Raw genomic sequence first — 13,210 nt, forward strand, 5'->3', positions numbered from 1 at the left:
AAACCAACCGTGCGCAGGGGCGGTCAGTCCAGCCGGACCAGCAAAGGCTGGTGGTCCGGGCCCAGGTCGTCCATCGCCACGGCTACCGCCGCCAAGCGCGGGGCCAGGTCTTCGCTGACGAAGACGAAGTCGCAGGTGAACGGATCGGCCGGGCGCCCGGGATGGTCGTGCAGGCAGACCGTGGGCGCGTGCGCCCGAGCCGGATGACGCAGGCGCCAGGCATCGGCCCAGGCGGGCGTGCCATCGTCAAACGGTGCTTGCAAGCAATGATATTCCCAGGAGCCGGGCAGGAAATTGCAGTCGCCAGCGAGAATCGCAGCGCCGGCGCGCGGGGTGGCGCAAAACGGTCCGGCGGCGGCGCCGGCCCTGGGACGGGCGGCGTGCGCGGCCGCCTCGCGCTGCAGGTCGCGCAGGCGCTGCACCTGGGCGCTGCGCTGCAGGCGTGAAAAATACTCCAGATGGGTGGTGATGACGCGCACCGGGCCGAGCGGCGTATCGAGCGTCGCTTCGAGCGCGATGCGCTGCATGCTCATCACATCCGGGTCGGGCGGCCATGGCAAGGCGTGGCGAATCACTTGCAATACCGGGTAGCGCGACAGGATCATATTGCCGAACAGGCGGCGCGCGCCGCCCTCCCCCGCCGTGTCGCAGGCCAGCCCGGCCACCGGCACATGCGCGGGAAAATGCTCGGCCAGCAGCGCAAACTGGTTGGCGCCATCGCAGCCGGGCATGTCGGTGTAGCCGGACGATACTTCCTGCAAGCAAATCACGTCGGCATCGGCCACGGCGCGCAGGCTTGCGGCCGTGTGCGCGATGCTGCAGTCGCCGCCGGGCGTCCGGCCGCGCTGGATATTCCATGTAATCAGGTTCATGCCGCTTCGCCTCCACACTGTGATCAAGTGTTCAGGCTAGCCCGCTCATGCCGCGCGGGGATGATGCAAGTCAGGCGGGCGCCAGTTGCCGCTCCGGCCACGTCATGCGGGCCGCCAGGCAACAGATGAAGCGCGCATCGTCGGCATGGAACAGGGCGGGGTCGACCCGGTCCTGGGTGCCGATAAAGAACAGCCAGCCTTTGATCTGGCTGTCGCGCCGCGCATGTTCCACCGCTTCGGTGCGCGCCGCCTCGATTTCGTGCAGCAAGGTGCGGCGGCGCGTATCGGACCAGCCCGACCAGTCGACCCGCAGCCGGCACAGGCTCAGGTAGCACCGCGTGGCGCTGTCCCATTGGCCGGCGCTCAGGGTCAGTTCGCAGTAGGTGTCGCTGATGACCGGTTCCGCCTTCCAGCGGATCGGCGCATGGAACAGGTGGCGCGGATTCTTGAAGTAGGCCGGCTTTTTGTTGGGAATGAGCCAGAACAGCTGGGCGTAGGTGCTGCCCCAGACCCCGGGGATCTCGAGCGGCAGGTAGGCGCGGTCGTTGGGGAAGTTGATGTAGGTGCGGCACAGCGGACGGATGGTCTTGACGGTGTGGCCGTGGTACTGGCGCCTGGCGGCGGCGCGGGCGGCGGCATGGACGGCGGCCAGCGTGGCCGAAGCGAACGCCGGGGCGGCCCGGCCGGCGGGGCTGGCCGGATGCCCGTCGCTCAGGCTCAGCTTGCTGGGGAATGGCATCGGAAAGCCGTCGCTGCCGCCGACCCGCTCTTGCCGGGCGCGGCCAACGATCGTGGTTTCGCCATCGACGTCGCAACCCTGCGCGTGATGATTGCCTTTACCGAGCGTGAAATACGGGCGGCGCTTGTTCACCGCCGGGTCGTACGATGCCGGAAATACCCTGGTGGCGCAGCCGCGGCAGACATAGGCGTCTTTATCGACCACGTCCATATTCCATAATTCTTCCGCCTCGACCAGCTCTCCAGTATGGAGATTGCGCGCCACATCCATCTTCAGCTCCCGCAACAGATTGAAGGCAGATTATGCGCGGGGTATTTGGACAAGGTTTGAGGCCGGCTAATACGGAAGAAGTCCGTGCGAAAACGCGACGCCAATGCAAAAGGGCCTGCAATTGCTTGCAGGCCCTTTCAAATTCTGGCTCCCCGACCTGGACTCGAACCAGGGACCTGCGGATTAACAGTCCGTCGCTCTACCAACTGAGCTATCAGGGAAAAGAGGCCGTATTATATAGGCCCCGGGCGAATTTTAGAAGTAGAAATTACCGAAAATGCCAACGTGGTCGCCTTTGACCTTGTCGTTGTAGATGACGCCACGGTACATGTAGCTCATTCTGTCCTTGTATTCTTCTTTCACGAAGCGCAGTTTGACGCCCACATTCTGGCTGAAGAAGTACTCGCCTTCGACCACGGCGCCGACGGCGTTATCGAAATCGGTGTCGATGCCGGAGCCGTAGCCGCTACCGCTCAGCTTAGGGCCGGCAACATAACGTACGCCGCCGCCGACGCGGAATTTTTCAGTCGGATGGAAGTACCCCAGCACTTCGATTGGGTAACGGCGGAAGTTGACGTTGCCATTCTTCGCATCGGCCTGGTCGAAGTGGAAACCCACAGTGCCCTGGAAAGAGAACTGTTGATTGATGCGATAGTCGACGCCGCCGACGAAGGCAACCATGCCGCCGGCGCGCACGTCGATCGAACCGCCGTTGGTGTATTTGGCCGTGGCCAGCTTATCGCCACCGAAGGTCAGGCCGGTGCCTACAACGAAACGCAATTGTTGGCCCGATTCTGGAGCGTTTTCTGCCTGGGCCGAGCTCAGGGATGCGATCGCAAGAGCGATCACGAGTGCAATTTTTTTCATGGTGTTTTTAGGTGTAAGGTTCGGATAACGCGCGGGAGTGCTGCGTATTTACCAGGCAGCATGATACGTGTCTGGATTGCAATTAGGCAAGGAAAGATACCGCTTGGCGTTGTTTATAAGTAACAAACAGTGCGAATCCGAACAACTTACAAAAAAGGCCACGTTGTTCAACGTGGCCTTCTGCAATTCTGGCTCCCCGACCTGGACTCGAACCAGGGACCTGCGGATTAACAGTCCGTCGCTCTACCAACTGAGCTATCAGGGAAAAGAGGCCGCATTATATCGGGCAAACAAGGGACTGTCCAGTTCCCGCATTCGACTGGCGTTTCTGCGGCGGTACGTCAGGTTCGATGAGAATATGCTCAAGGCTGGCGGTAAGCTGCGATCGCGCCCTGTGACCCTGCGCTCGCCAACGTTATCAGAATGAACCTGATTCTTGCTTTTAAACCCTTCCTCCGTACATACTGACGGATGCCCCAACTGTCCCCCGCCTTTTCCGCCGACCACGGGGAACGCGGCAGCGCTGTCGGAACATAACCAGATCCTGTTCGGACTGGCGCTGTGCCTGCCGCTGATCGGGCACTTCTTCGGCTTTAAAGTCATGTACGACTATTATGGGCGCCCGGGCTTTTTCTGGCGGCTGCTGCTCAATATCGCGCTGACCGGCATGCTGACCGTCGGCGGCTTTGCCATCGCAATGGAATGGACCGAACTGAGCCCGGCCGCGCTAGCAACGCGCGTACCACGTTTCCAAACGAGGGGATCATCGAACCCACCGTGTATGACAAGTAAAATTTCACAAGAGCAACGTCTGACGGCGGCGAGATCCCTGTAGAAGTTCCCATTGAAAGGACCGGCTGATGGCTCATGCCGAAACCAAAGTGCTCACCGCGCACGTTCCACTATCGTTGGCGGACAAGGTCGACGAGCTGGCTGCCCGGCTTGAGCGTTCGCAGGGATGGGTTATCAAGCAGGCGCTGAGTGATTGGGTCGATCAGGAAGAGGCGCGCAGCCGGCAGACGCGCGAGGCGATGGCTGACGTGGATGCGGGACGCGTCCATAATCACCAAACCATCCAGGACTGGGCCGACAGCCTCGATACCAATAGTCCGCTTCCTGTGCCCGTGGTGCCCTGATGCAAGTGCAATGGACCAGCAAGGCGCTCGCTGATCTGGTCCGGCTTCATGAATTCCTTGCGGTCCTGAATAAGCCGGCGCCGGCGCGCATGGTGAAGTCGCTTCTGGCAGCCCCGGCAAGGTTGCTGGCGAATCCACGCATCGGCGTAAAACTCGATGAGTTTGAACCGCGGGAGGTCCGGCCAATCCTGGTGGGTCACTATGAGATGCGCTATGAAATCGCCGGATCTGCGCTGTATATCTTGCGCGTGTGACACACGCGCGAGAAACGCTGAGCTCGGAAAGGAGCAGGTGTCCGCACCATCGGCGGGCGCGCTGGATCACTGGCAAACACGATCACCAACGAAACAAGCCACGCGTTGACGTGGTTTTTCGTTGAGGCAGCGCTTCTCACATCACCCGGCCCGCCTGGAACAGCAGCCGCGTGCGCCACACCGGTTCGATCAAACATGGCGGCGAACGATCGCCGCCATCTACGATCCAGTTCAGCAGCGAGATGCGTATGCGTATCGCATCACAATCATGCCTGTTGTACCAGACAGACAGCAACCGCGTTTTCGTTAATAAACTACGCGTATGGCGACGGAAGTTCCGCATACTGGGTTCAATGATCGTGCTCATACAGCATGCCCCCACCTGAACCGGAGCAGACAATGAACCGCACCCATCGCCTTGTATGGAATCGCCACCGCAACTGCTTCATGGTCGCGGCGGAAACGGTCAACGGCGGGGGCGGCCGCGCCGGCAGCCAGCGCGGTGTCCTGCTGGCCAGCGTACTGGCTGGCGTGCTGCTGGGCGGCAGCGTGCAGGCGGCCGACCCGCCCGCCCCCGCCCAGTTGCCCACCGGCGCGCTGGTGACGGCCGGCACGGCCCAGGTCGGCCAGAACGGTACGGCCATGACGGTCACCCAGACCAGCGCCAAGACCGCCATCGAATGGCGCAATTTCTCCATCGGCAAGGACGCGACGGTCACCTTCGTGCAGCCCAACGCCGCTTCCATCGCCCTGAACCGGGTCACCGGCCACGAAGGTTCGGTGATCGACGGCGCGCTCAAGGCCAACGGCCAGGTGTTCCTGCTCAACCCCAACGGCGTCCTGTTCGGCAAGGGCGCGCGGATCGATACCGGCGGCCTGGTGGCCAGCACGCTCGGCTTGGGCGATGCGGATTTTTTGGCTGGCAGGACCAGCTTCAGCGGCCAGGGTGGCGTGGTGCGCAATGCCGGCGCCATCAACGCGGCCGAGGGCGGCTACGTGGCCCTGCTCGGCGCGCAAGTGCATAACGAGGGCGTGATCGGCGCCCGCCTGGGCACGGTGGCGCTGGCCGCCGGCGACAGGATCAGCCTCAAGTTCAGCGAGCAGGCGCTGGCCGGGGTGGTCGTCGACCAGGCCGCGCTGGCGGCGCTGGTGAGCAACGGCAACGCCATCCGGGCCGACGGCGGGCTGGTGATCCTGTCCGCCAAAAGCGCCGAGGGCTTGCTCAACACCGTGGTCAACAACAGCGGCGAAGTGCGTGCGCGCACCATTGCCGAGCGTGGCGGGAAGATCTTCCTGCTCGGCGAGGGCGGCGCGGTCGAGGTCGGCGGCCGGCTGGATGCCAGCGCGCCCGAGGGCGGCAATGGCGGCTTCATCGAGACCTCGGGGCCGCGCCTGAACGTCGCGGCCGGCACCGCGGTCGGCACCCGCGCCGCCGGCGGCAGCAACGGCACCTGGCTGATCGATCCGACCGACTTTGCCATCGATGCCGGCGCCGCCAGCCAGAGCGCCAGCGGGATCGGCGCCGCCACCCTGGAGGCGGCGCTGGCAGCCGGCAACGTGACGATCCAGACCCAGGCCGCCGGCACCGACGCCGGCGACATCCATCTCAACGCGCCGCTGGCCTGGAACGCCAACAAGCTGACCCTGGAAGCGCACGGCAACATCAATGTCAATGCCGTGCTCGGCGCGACCGGCAGCTCGACCCTGGACCTGAAGACCGGCTACAACTTCAATCCCGGCACCCCCGCCTTCAATCCCGGCAAAAATGTACTGGTAGGAATCGATGGCGCCGGCGTGTTCAAGGGCAGCATCGATATCGACCGCGCCGGCACCGGCATCCTGGCGATCAACAACCTCGGCTACACCCTGATCAACGCACTCGGCGCCCCCAGCAGCACCACCAGTGCCGATCTGCAAGGTATCAACGGCAACGGCAGCGGGCGCTACGCCCTGGCCGCACCGATCGACGCCAGTACCACCAGCGCCTGGAACAGCGGCGCCGGTTTCGGGCCGCTGGCGTTCTCCGGCACCTTCGACGGCCTGGGCCACACCGTCAGCGGCCTGCATATCAACCAGCCGGCCGGCAGTTATGTCGGCCTGTTCGGCACCAACAACGGCACCGTGCGCAATGTCGCGCTGGCCAATGCCAATATTACCGCCAACCAGGGCGTGGGCGCGCTGATCGGGTTGAACATGGGCAGCGTGTACAACAGCTACGCCTCGGCCACCGTGAACGGACCGGGCGGCTATGTCGGCGGCCTGATCGGGGCGATCTTCGATGGCACGATCAACAACCTGCACGTGTCCGGCAGCGTGACGTCGGCGGGCAACAATGTGGGCGGCCTGACCGGCTACCTGGCCTACCAGATCAACCTGTCGAACAGCTCCGCCAGCAACAGCGTCACCAATTCCAGCGGCGTCTGGACCGGCGGCCTGGTCGGACAGAACGATTATGGGCGCATCATCGACAGCCATGCCAGCGGCACCGTGATCGGCAAGGGCGACGTCGGTGGCCTGGCCGGCAATAACAATAGCGGCGTGGTCAGCGGCAGCTACGCCACCGGCAGCGTGACCGGCACCACCAATGTGGGCGGGCTGGTCGGCAACAATAATAACGGCAAGGTCACGCGCAGCCATGCCAGCGGCGCCGTCGACGGCACCAGCACGGTCGGCGGCTTGATCGGCCTGAGCAGCGCGAGCGGCGGCGTCCCCACGCCGGACAATGAGATCAATACCAGCTACGCCGCCGGGCCGGCCAGCGCCACCGGCGATAATGTCGGCGGACTGATCGGCAGGAACTTCGGCAACCACGTGCTCAACGCCTACGCCAGGGGCGCGGTCAACACCAACGGCAATTATGTCGGCGGCCTGATCGGCAACAACCTGGGTACCGCCGACAAGACTTACTCGACCGGGGCGGTCACCAGCGGCGGGGTCGGGGTCGGCGGCCTGATGGGGGTGAGCATCGGCGGCGTCTCCAACAGTTTCTGGGACACCCAGACCAGCGGGCAAAACTCCAGCGGCGACGGCACCGGCCGCACCAGCGCGCAAATGAAGGACAGCACCACCTTCACCGGCAGCAGCTGGGACTTTACCTTCCACAGCGGGGTATGGGGACGCAAGGATACGCTCAACAACGGCTATCCGGTGCTGCGCACCTTCGGCTATGTCGATGCGATCCTGATCACCCTGACCGACCCGGCCCTGAGCAAGACCTATGGCGCGGCCAATACGGCGCTGGGCGCGGGCGCCTGGAGCGTGAGCGGCTGCGACGACAACCTCGCCTGCATCGGCGCGCTGAACTGGGGCGCGGCCGTGGGCCCGAGCAGCGCGGTCGGCAGTTACAGCTATACCGACGCCAACACGCTGGTGCCGACCCTGGGCGCCGGCTACGGCAAGCTGAGCGACTACGACATCACCATCGCGCCGGGTGCGCTGGCGGTCATCCCGGCCATGCTCAGCGTGAGCGGCGCCAGCGCTGCCGGCAAGGTGTACGACCAGACGACAGCGGCCACCGTCAATCCGGGCACCCTGGTCGGGCTGGTCAACGGCGAAACCTTGGCGCTCTCCGCCAGCGGCGTTTTCGACAGCCCCAACGCCGGCCCGCGGTCCGTCCAGGCCACGCTGGTACTCGGCACCGGCAGCGGACCGAACGCCGGACAGCTCAGCAATTACCAGTTTATTACGCCAACCGCGCTGAACCTGGCGGCGACCATCAGCCCGCGCCCGGTGAGCATCAGCAGCGCCGGTTCCCGGCCCTACGATGGCAGCGCCAGCGTGGACGCCAGCTTGCTCCAGGTCGGCAATGTGCTGAGCGGCGACAGCGTGACCCTGAGCGGCAGCGGCGTGCTGGCCTCGGCCAATGCCGGCAGCCAGCCGCTGGTCGGTTTTTCCGGCCTGGCCCTGAGTAACAGCAACTATGCGCTGACGGGAGCCACGCCCTCCGGCACAGTCCTGATCACCCCGCGGCCGGTCAGCGTGCATGCCATCGAAGGCGCCACCCGTCCGTACGACGGTACGGCCACGGCCGGACCGGGCCTGCTGGCGCTCAGCGGGGTGCTCGGCGATGACAGCGCCGCCCTGAGCGGCGCCGCGCAGCTGGCGGGCAAGGACGCGGGCGAGCGCGCCGTTACCGGCTTGGGCACGCTCAGCCTGGCCAACCTGAACTACAGCCTCGACGGTGCCATCCCGGCCGGCAGCGTGCGCGTGACGGCCCTGCCGGTGGCCCTGAGCGTGCGCCCGCAGGCGAGCCGCCCCTACGACGGCAGCGTGCTGGCCGACGCCAGCCTGCTACAGATGAGCAACGCCCTGCCCGGCGAACAGCTCAGCCTGAGCGGAAAGGCGATCCTGGCGGGCAAGGACGCCGGCAGCCAGGCCGTGACCGGACTGGGCGATCTGTCGGTACAAAACAGTAACTACATCCTGAGCGGCGCGCTCCCGAGCGGCACTGTGCGGGTGATCCCGCTGGCGCTACAGGTGGCGCCGCTGCCGGGAGCGAGCAAGCGCTACGACGGCAACGCCAGCGCGCCCGCCAGCCTGATGACGGTGAACGGCCTGCTGGCCGGCGAATCGGCCATCCTCGGCGGCAGCGCGCGCCTGGCCGGCAAGGATGTCGGCAACCAGGCCATTCTCGACTGGTCCGGCCTGACGCTCAACAATGGCAACTACCGGGTCGCGTCGACCAGCGGCGGCAGCGTGGCGATCACGGCCCGTCCGCTCAGCCTGGAGTTGGCCGCCAACGCCAGCCGCGTCTACGACGGCAGCAGCGCGCTCGACCCCGCCCTGTTGCGCCTGAACGGCGCGCTGGACGGCGAGCAAGTCAGCCTGCGCGGCCAGCTCAGCCTGGCCGGCAAGGATGTCGGCCAGCACGCCGTGGCCGGGCTGGCCGGACTGGCGCTCGACAATCCCAACTACGTGCTGGCCGGCGTTCCGGGCGGCACGGTCGGCATCACCGCGCGCACGCTGGAGGTGAGCCCGGTCGCTGGCGCCAGCCGGGTCTACGACGGCAGCACCGTGCTGGCGCCGAACCTGCTGCAACTGCAAGGCGTGCTGGCCGGCGACACGGCCGGCCTGGGCGGCAGCGCCCAGCTGGCCGGCAAGGATGCCGGCACCCAGGCGGTAGCCAGCCTGGCCGGCCTGACCCTCAGCAACAGCAACTACACCCTGGCCGGCAGCGCGCCGCGCGGCAGCGTGGCCGTCAGCGCGCGGCCGCTTGCCATCATTGCGCCGGACGGCACCCGCCGCCTGTTCGACGGCAGCGCGCGCGCCAGCGCCGACCTGCTGCGCCTGGATGGCGTGCTGGCCGGCGACAGCGTGGCCCTGGGCGGCAGCGCCGGCTTGTCGGGCGTCGTCGGGCGCACCACCATCACCGGCCTGGATGGCCTGACCCTGTCGAACGGCAACTACACCCTGTCCGGCGCCAGCACCGGCGGCACGGTCCAGATCAGCCAGATCGACAATATTGCCGATGCCCAGCGCGTGACGGTGCCGGACCGGGCCAGCGTGCTGACACAATCCAATTTCCTGCGCGCCCTCGACAGCGCCCGCAGCGCACCGCTGCTGGCCGACGCCGGCGCCAGCCTGCCCCAGCTGGGCGTACGCTTCGGCAACGGGGTGCCCCTGGTCGTCCAGTCCAGCCCGGAAGAAGGCGAAGCCAGCGACACCCTGACCCTGGAGCAGGCGCGCCGCCTGCTGCGCAGCGGCAGCGGCAGTGGCAAGGCCGGCCAGGTACGGGTGCCGGTCAGCCGCAACGGCCTGGCCGAGATCGTCGACGGCGGGGTTCGCCTGCCGCCCGGCGTGGACCAGCTGCTGTTCGTCGTGAAAGCGCCCTGATGCGCTGCCGGCCCGCCCCCACCCGCGTGCGCGCCAGCGCGCCCCCCCGTCACCGCGAAGGATCTTTTTCCTTGAATACACTGCCACCGTCCACCCTCTCGCTGGCCCTCGGCCTGCTCCTCGGCGCCGCCGCCGTCCACGCACAGGCCCAGCAGCCGCCGACCATCGGCGACGCCGTGCGCCAGGCGCAGCCGCTGCCGCCACCGCTGGCGCGGCCAGCCCCACCCCTGCCCGTCCCCGGCGGCGCCCCATCGGCCGCCCTGCAAGCCTTGCCGGGGGGCGGCCCCGCCGTTGTGGTGCGCCAGTTCGCGCTGGAAGGCAACCGCGTGATCGGCAGCGCCACCCTGCTGGCCCTGCTGCAGCCGGAGCAGGGCAAGACCCTGACCCTGGCCCAGCTCGACGAACTGGCCACCCGCATCACCCGCCACTACCGCACCCATGGCTACTTCGTGGCGCGCGCCTACATTCCTGCGCAGGAACTGAGCGGCGGCACCCTGACCATCCGCGTGGTCGAAGGCAACTACGGCCGCTTCATCCTCAACAACCGCTCGCGCGTCAACGACGCCGTGGTCCAGGGCTTGCTGGACGACATCAAGGGACGCGACATCGTCTCCCTTGACACCCTCGAACGCGCCATGCTGATCATCAACGACACCCCCGGCGCGCGCGTGGTCCAGGCCGATGTGATGCCGGGCGAACAGGTCGGCACCTCCGATTTCGCCATCGCCACCGAAGCCACGCCGGCCGTGGCCGGCTACGTCCTGCTGGACAACCACGGCTCGGTCTACACCGGCAAGCAGCGCCTGAGCTTCAACGCCGAGTGGCGCTCGCCGAGCGGACGCGGCGACCGCCTGGCCGCCAGCGGCATGGTCACCCGCCGCGGCGGCTTGCTCAACGGCCAGCTCGGCTACTCGATGCTGGCCGCCAGCGACGGCACCCGCGCCGAACTGGCGTTCAGCCGCACCACCTACGAGCTGGGCGACGTTTATCAGGCACTGGACGCCACCGGCACCGCCAGCGGCGTCGAGCTCAGCCTGAACAAGCCGCTCAAGCGCACCCGCAAGGACAGCATCGATGCCGGCCTGAGCCTGGCCTACAAGGATTTGAAGGACGAGATCGGCTCGGTCGGGACGTCGGTCGGCAAGCGCCTGGCCAGCCTCACGGCCAGCGTGGCGCGCCGCGGCGAAGGGATGCTGCTCGGCGTGAACGGGCAAAGCCAATGCAGCGCCAGCCTGACCATCGGCAAGCTGGACTTCAAGGATGCGCTGGCCGAGGCGCTCGACGCCGCCGGCGACGCGACCCAGGGCAGTTACGCCAAGCTGAATCTGGCGGCGCTGCGCACCAGCGTGCTGCCGGCCCATTTCACGCTCAGTACCGGCATCAAGGCCCAGGCCGCGCTGGGCAATCAGAAACTGGACGGGGTTGAACGCATGAGCGTGGCGGGCGGCGGCGCGGTGGCGGCCTATCCGACTGGCGAACTGAGCGGCGACCATGCGGTGCTGCTGCGGGCCGAACTGGCGCGCGCCCTGCCGGCGCAAGTGAGCGCCAGCGTGTTCGCCGATTACGGCTGGGCCAAGTCGGTCAACGCGGCGGCCGGGATCGACGCCACGCGCAGCCTGGGCGACGTGGGCCTGGGCCTGAGCACGCTGCGCGGCGGCCTGCTGCTCAAGCTGCAGCTGGCCCACCGCATCAGCGGCGGCAGCGCCCTGAGCGAACCGGTGTCGCGCACGCGGCTGCTGTTCCAGGCGGGCTGGGTGATGTGACAAACGCGGCACCAACGAAAAAAGCCACGCAAACGCGTGGCTTTTTTTCTCAATTCTGGCTCCCCGACCTGGACTCGAACCAGGGACCTGCGGATTAACAGTCCGTCGCTCTACCAACTGAGCTATCAGGGAATAAAAGAAACATTATATGCTGTAATGATCAGACCATCAAGTTGTTGGCAGTAATCGCTGCAGCACCATGCTCTTCTTCGACTTCATCTTTCGATCAATTCGAAGAAGCAAGATATTAAAGGACTTTGGCGATGGCGTCAATCACGCGGTCGATATTTTTCGAATTCAGGGCCGCCACGCAGATGCGGCCGGTGTCGACGGCGTAGATCGAATGTTCAAGGCGCAGGCGCTCGACCTGCTGCCTGGTCAGGCCCGAATACGAAAACATGCCGACCTGCTCGCGCACGAATTCGAAATCGTGCGCCGGCGCTTTTTCCTTGAGCTTTTGCACGAAGGTGTTGCGCATTTCCTTGATGCGCACGCGCATGCCTGCCAGTTCCTCTTCCCACAGTTGGCGCAGTTCCGGGGTGGTCAGCGCGGTGGCGACCACCTTGCCGCCATGGACCGGCGGGTTCGAGTAGTTGGTGCGCACCACGCGCTTGAGCTGCGACAGCAGGCGCGCCGCTTCTTCCGCGCTGGCGCCGACCACGGACAGGGCACCGACGCGCTCGCCGTACAGCGAGAACGACTTCGAGAACGAATTCGAGATCAACAGCGGACCACCGGCGGCGGCAAACTTGGCCACCACCGCGCCGTCTTCGGCGATGCCCGAGCCGAAGCCCTGGTACGCCATGTCGAGGAATGGAACCAGGCCGCCGGCGCCGATGGCGGCAATCACCTCATCCCACTGGGCGGGCGTGATGTCGGCGCCGGTCGGATTGTGGCAGCAGGCGTGCAGCAGCACGATGGCGCCCTTCGGCATGGCTTTCAGGTCGGCCAGCATGCCGCCGAAATCGACGCCGCGCGTGGCCGCGTCGTAGTAGCGGTAAGTGTGGACGGTGAAACCGGCGCTCTCGAACAGGGCGCGGTGGTTTTCCCAGCTCGGATCGCTGATATACACATCTGAACCCGGAGCGAAGCGCTGCAGGAAGTCGGCGCCGATTTTCAGCGCGCCGGTGCCGCCGATGGCTTGCACGGTGACCGCGCGCTTCTCTTGAATAATCGCGCTGCCGGCACCAAATACCAGCTCTTGCACAGCGGCGTCGTACGCAGCCAGGCCTTCGATCGGAAGGTAGGTGCGCGGCGCCAGTTGCTCCATCAGCAGCTCCTCGGCTTTGCGTACGCACGCGAGCAGCGGCACTTTGCCATTGTCGTCATAATAGACACCCACGCCCAGATTGATTTTGGCGGGATTGGTGTCCGCATTGAACGCCTCGGTGATGCCCAGGATCGGGTCACGCGGGGCCATGTCGATGGCGCTGAAGATGGTGGCGGAAGCTGTTGAAGTCATCGTGGTAAACTTGAG

Annotated in this window: 10 protein-coding genes and 3 tRNA genes; 5 read left to right on the forward strand and 8 right to left on the reverse strand. The window is 66.1% G+C overall.

Annotated elements, in window-relative coordinates:
* Positions 1-23: 23 nt before the first annotated feature.
* The 5 genes from RBA41_RS13745 to RBA41_RS13765 all read right to left on the reverse strand — a co-directional run bounded on the left by RBA41_RS13745 (position 24) and on the right by RBA41_RS13765 (position 3,013).
* Entirely contained in the window at positions 24-872 is an 849-nt protein-coding gene (locus RBA41_RS13745) for an endonuclease/exonuclease/phosphatase family protein (protein WP_306624532.1), read from the reverse strand.
* Between the two features lie 70 nt (positions 873-942).
* Positions 943-1,875 carry a hypothetical protein gene (locus RBA41_RS13750; protein WP_306624534.1) on the reverse strand — a complete coding sequence of 311 codons (933 nt, stop codon included), beginning with the start codon at positions 1,873-1,875 and terminating at the stop codon, positions 943-945.
* A gap of 151 nt (positions 1,876-2,026) precedes the next feature.
* Positions 2,027-2,102: transfer RNA gene (locus RBA41_RS13755), tRNA-Asn, on the reverse strand.
* Between the two features lie 34 nt (positions 2,103-2,136).
* Positions 2,137-2,748: an outer membrane beta-barrel protein gene (locus RBA41_RS13760; protein WP_306624535.1), complete on the reverse strand. Its 612-nt coding sequence runs from the start codon at positions 2,746-2,748 to the stop codon at positions 2,137-2,139.
* Positions 2,749-2,937: 189 nt separating this feature from the next.
* A tRNA-Asn gene (locus RBA41_RS13765) sits at positions 2,938-3,013 on the reverse strand.
* A 171-nt stretch (positions 3,014-3,184) separates the two neighbouring features.
* On the opposite strand from RBA41_RS13765, the gene RBA41_RS13770 reads away from it, so the two are divergent.
* The 3 genes from RBA41_RS13770 to RBA41_RS13780 are packed head-to-tail and all read left to right on the forward strand — an operon-like array spanning position 3,185 to position 4,138.
* Positions 3,185-3,583 carry a hypothetical protein gene (locus tag RBA41_RS13770; RefSeq protein ID WP_306624537.1) on the forward strand — a complete coding sequence of 133 codons (399 nt, stop codon included), beginning with the start codon at positions 3,185-3,187 and terminating at the stop codon, positions 3,581-3,583.
* A gap of 25 nt (positions 3,584-3,608) precedes the next feature.
* Positions 3,609-3,884 (forward strand): CopG family ribbon-helix-helix protein, encoded by a 276-nt coding sequence (locus tag RBA41_RS13775; RefSeq protein ID WP_306624539.1) that lies wholly within the window; start codon positions 3,609-3,611, stop codon positions 3,882-3,884.
* Positions 3,884-4,138, forward strand: a complete 255-nt coding sequence (locus RBA41_RS13780; RefSeq protein ID WP_306624541.1) for a type II toxin-antitoxin system RelE/ParE family toxin — start codon at positions 3,884-3,886, stop codon at positions 4,136-4,138. Before RBA41_RS13775 ends, RBA41_RS13780 begins: the two co-directional genes overlap by 1 nt.
* A 136-nt stretch (positions 4,139-4,274) precedes the next feature.
* On the opposite strand, the gene RBA41_RS13785 is transcribed toward RBA41_RS13780, so the two are convergent.
* Positions 4,275-4,505 (reverse strand): hypothetical protein, encoded by a 231-nt coding sequence (locus tag RBA41_RS13785; protein WP_306624543.1) that lies wholly within the window; start codon positions 4,503-4,505, stop codon positions 4,275-4,277.
* A 32-nt stretch (positions 4,506-4,537) separates the two neighbouring features.
* Between RBA41_RS13785 and RBA41_RS13790 the strand changes: the two genes are divergently transcribed.
* Positions 4,538-9,970, forward strand: coding sequence for a YDG domain-containing protein (locus RBA41_RS13790; protein WP_306624544.1), 5,433 nt, complete (start codon positions 4,538-4,540; stop codon positions 9,968-9,970).
* 71 nt (positions 9,971-10,041) lie between these two features.
* The gene (locus RBA41_RS13795; protein ID WP_306624545.1) at positions 10,042-11,733 is read left to right on the forward strand and encodes a ShlB/FhaC/HecB family hemolysin secretion/activation protein; all 1,692 of its coding nucleotides are present in this window, start codon (positions 10,042-10,044) and stop codon (positions 11,731-11,733) included.
* 56 nt (positions 11,734-11,789) lie between these two features.
* Here RBA41_RS13795 and RBA41_RS13800 read toward each other — a convergent pair.
* Together RBA41_RS13800 and RBA41_RS13805 are read right to left on the reverse strand one after the other, a co-directional pair.
* A tRNA-Asn gene (locus tag RBA41_RS13800) sits at positions 11,790-11,865 on the reverse strand.
* Positions 11,866-11,980: 115 nt separating this feature from the next.
* Entirely contained in the window at positions 11,981-13,195 is a 1,215-nt protein-coding gene (locus RBA41_RS13805; RefSeq protein WP_306624547.1) for an amino acid aminotransferase, read from the reverse strand.
* Positions 13,196-13,210 lie beyond the last annotated feature (15 nt).

The organism is Massilia scottii (assembly GCF_030846495.1).
GTDB classification, from domain to species: Bacteria; Pseudomonadota; Gammaproteobacteria; order Burkholderiales; family Burkholderiaceae_D; genus Telluria_A; species Telluria_A violaceinigra.

Excerpts from the sequence above, each read along its gene's own strand:
- RBA41_RS13745 (WP_306624532.1), bottom strand. The coding sequence starts at position 872 with ATGAACCTGATTACATGGAATATCCAGCGCGGCCGGACGCCCGGCGGC.
- RBA41_RS13760 (WP_306624535.1), bottom strand. The coding sequence starts at position 2,748 with ATGAAAAAAATTGCACTCGTGATCGCTCTTGCGATCGCATCCCTGAGC.
- RBA41_RS13775 (WP_306624539.1), top strand. The coding sequence starts at position 3,609 with ATGGCTCATGCCGAAACCAAAGTGCTCACCGCGCACGTTCCACTATCG.
- RBA41_RS13780 (WP_306624541.1), top strand. The coding sequence starts at position 3,884 with ATGCAAGTGCAATGGACCAGCAAGGCGCTCGCTGATCTGGTCCGGCTT.
- RBA41_RS13785 (WP_306624543.1), bottom strand. The coding sequence starts at position 4,505 with ATGAGCACGATCATTGAACCCAGTATGCGGAACTTCCGTCGCCATACG.
- RBA41_RS13790 (WP_306624544.1), top strand. The coding sequence starts at position 4,538 with ATGAACCGCACCCATCGCCTTGTATGGAATCGCCACCGCAACTGCTTC.
- RBA41_RS13805 (WP_306624547.1), bottom strand. The coding sequence starts at position 13,195 with ATGACTTCAACAGCTTCCGCCACCATCTTCAGCGCCATCGACATGGCC.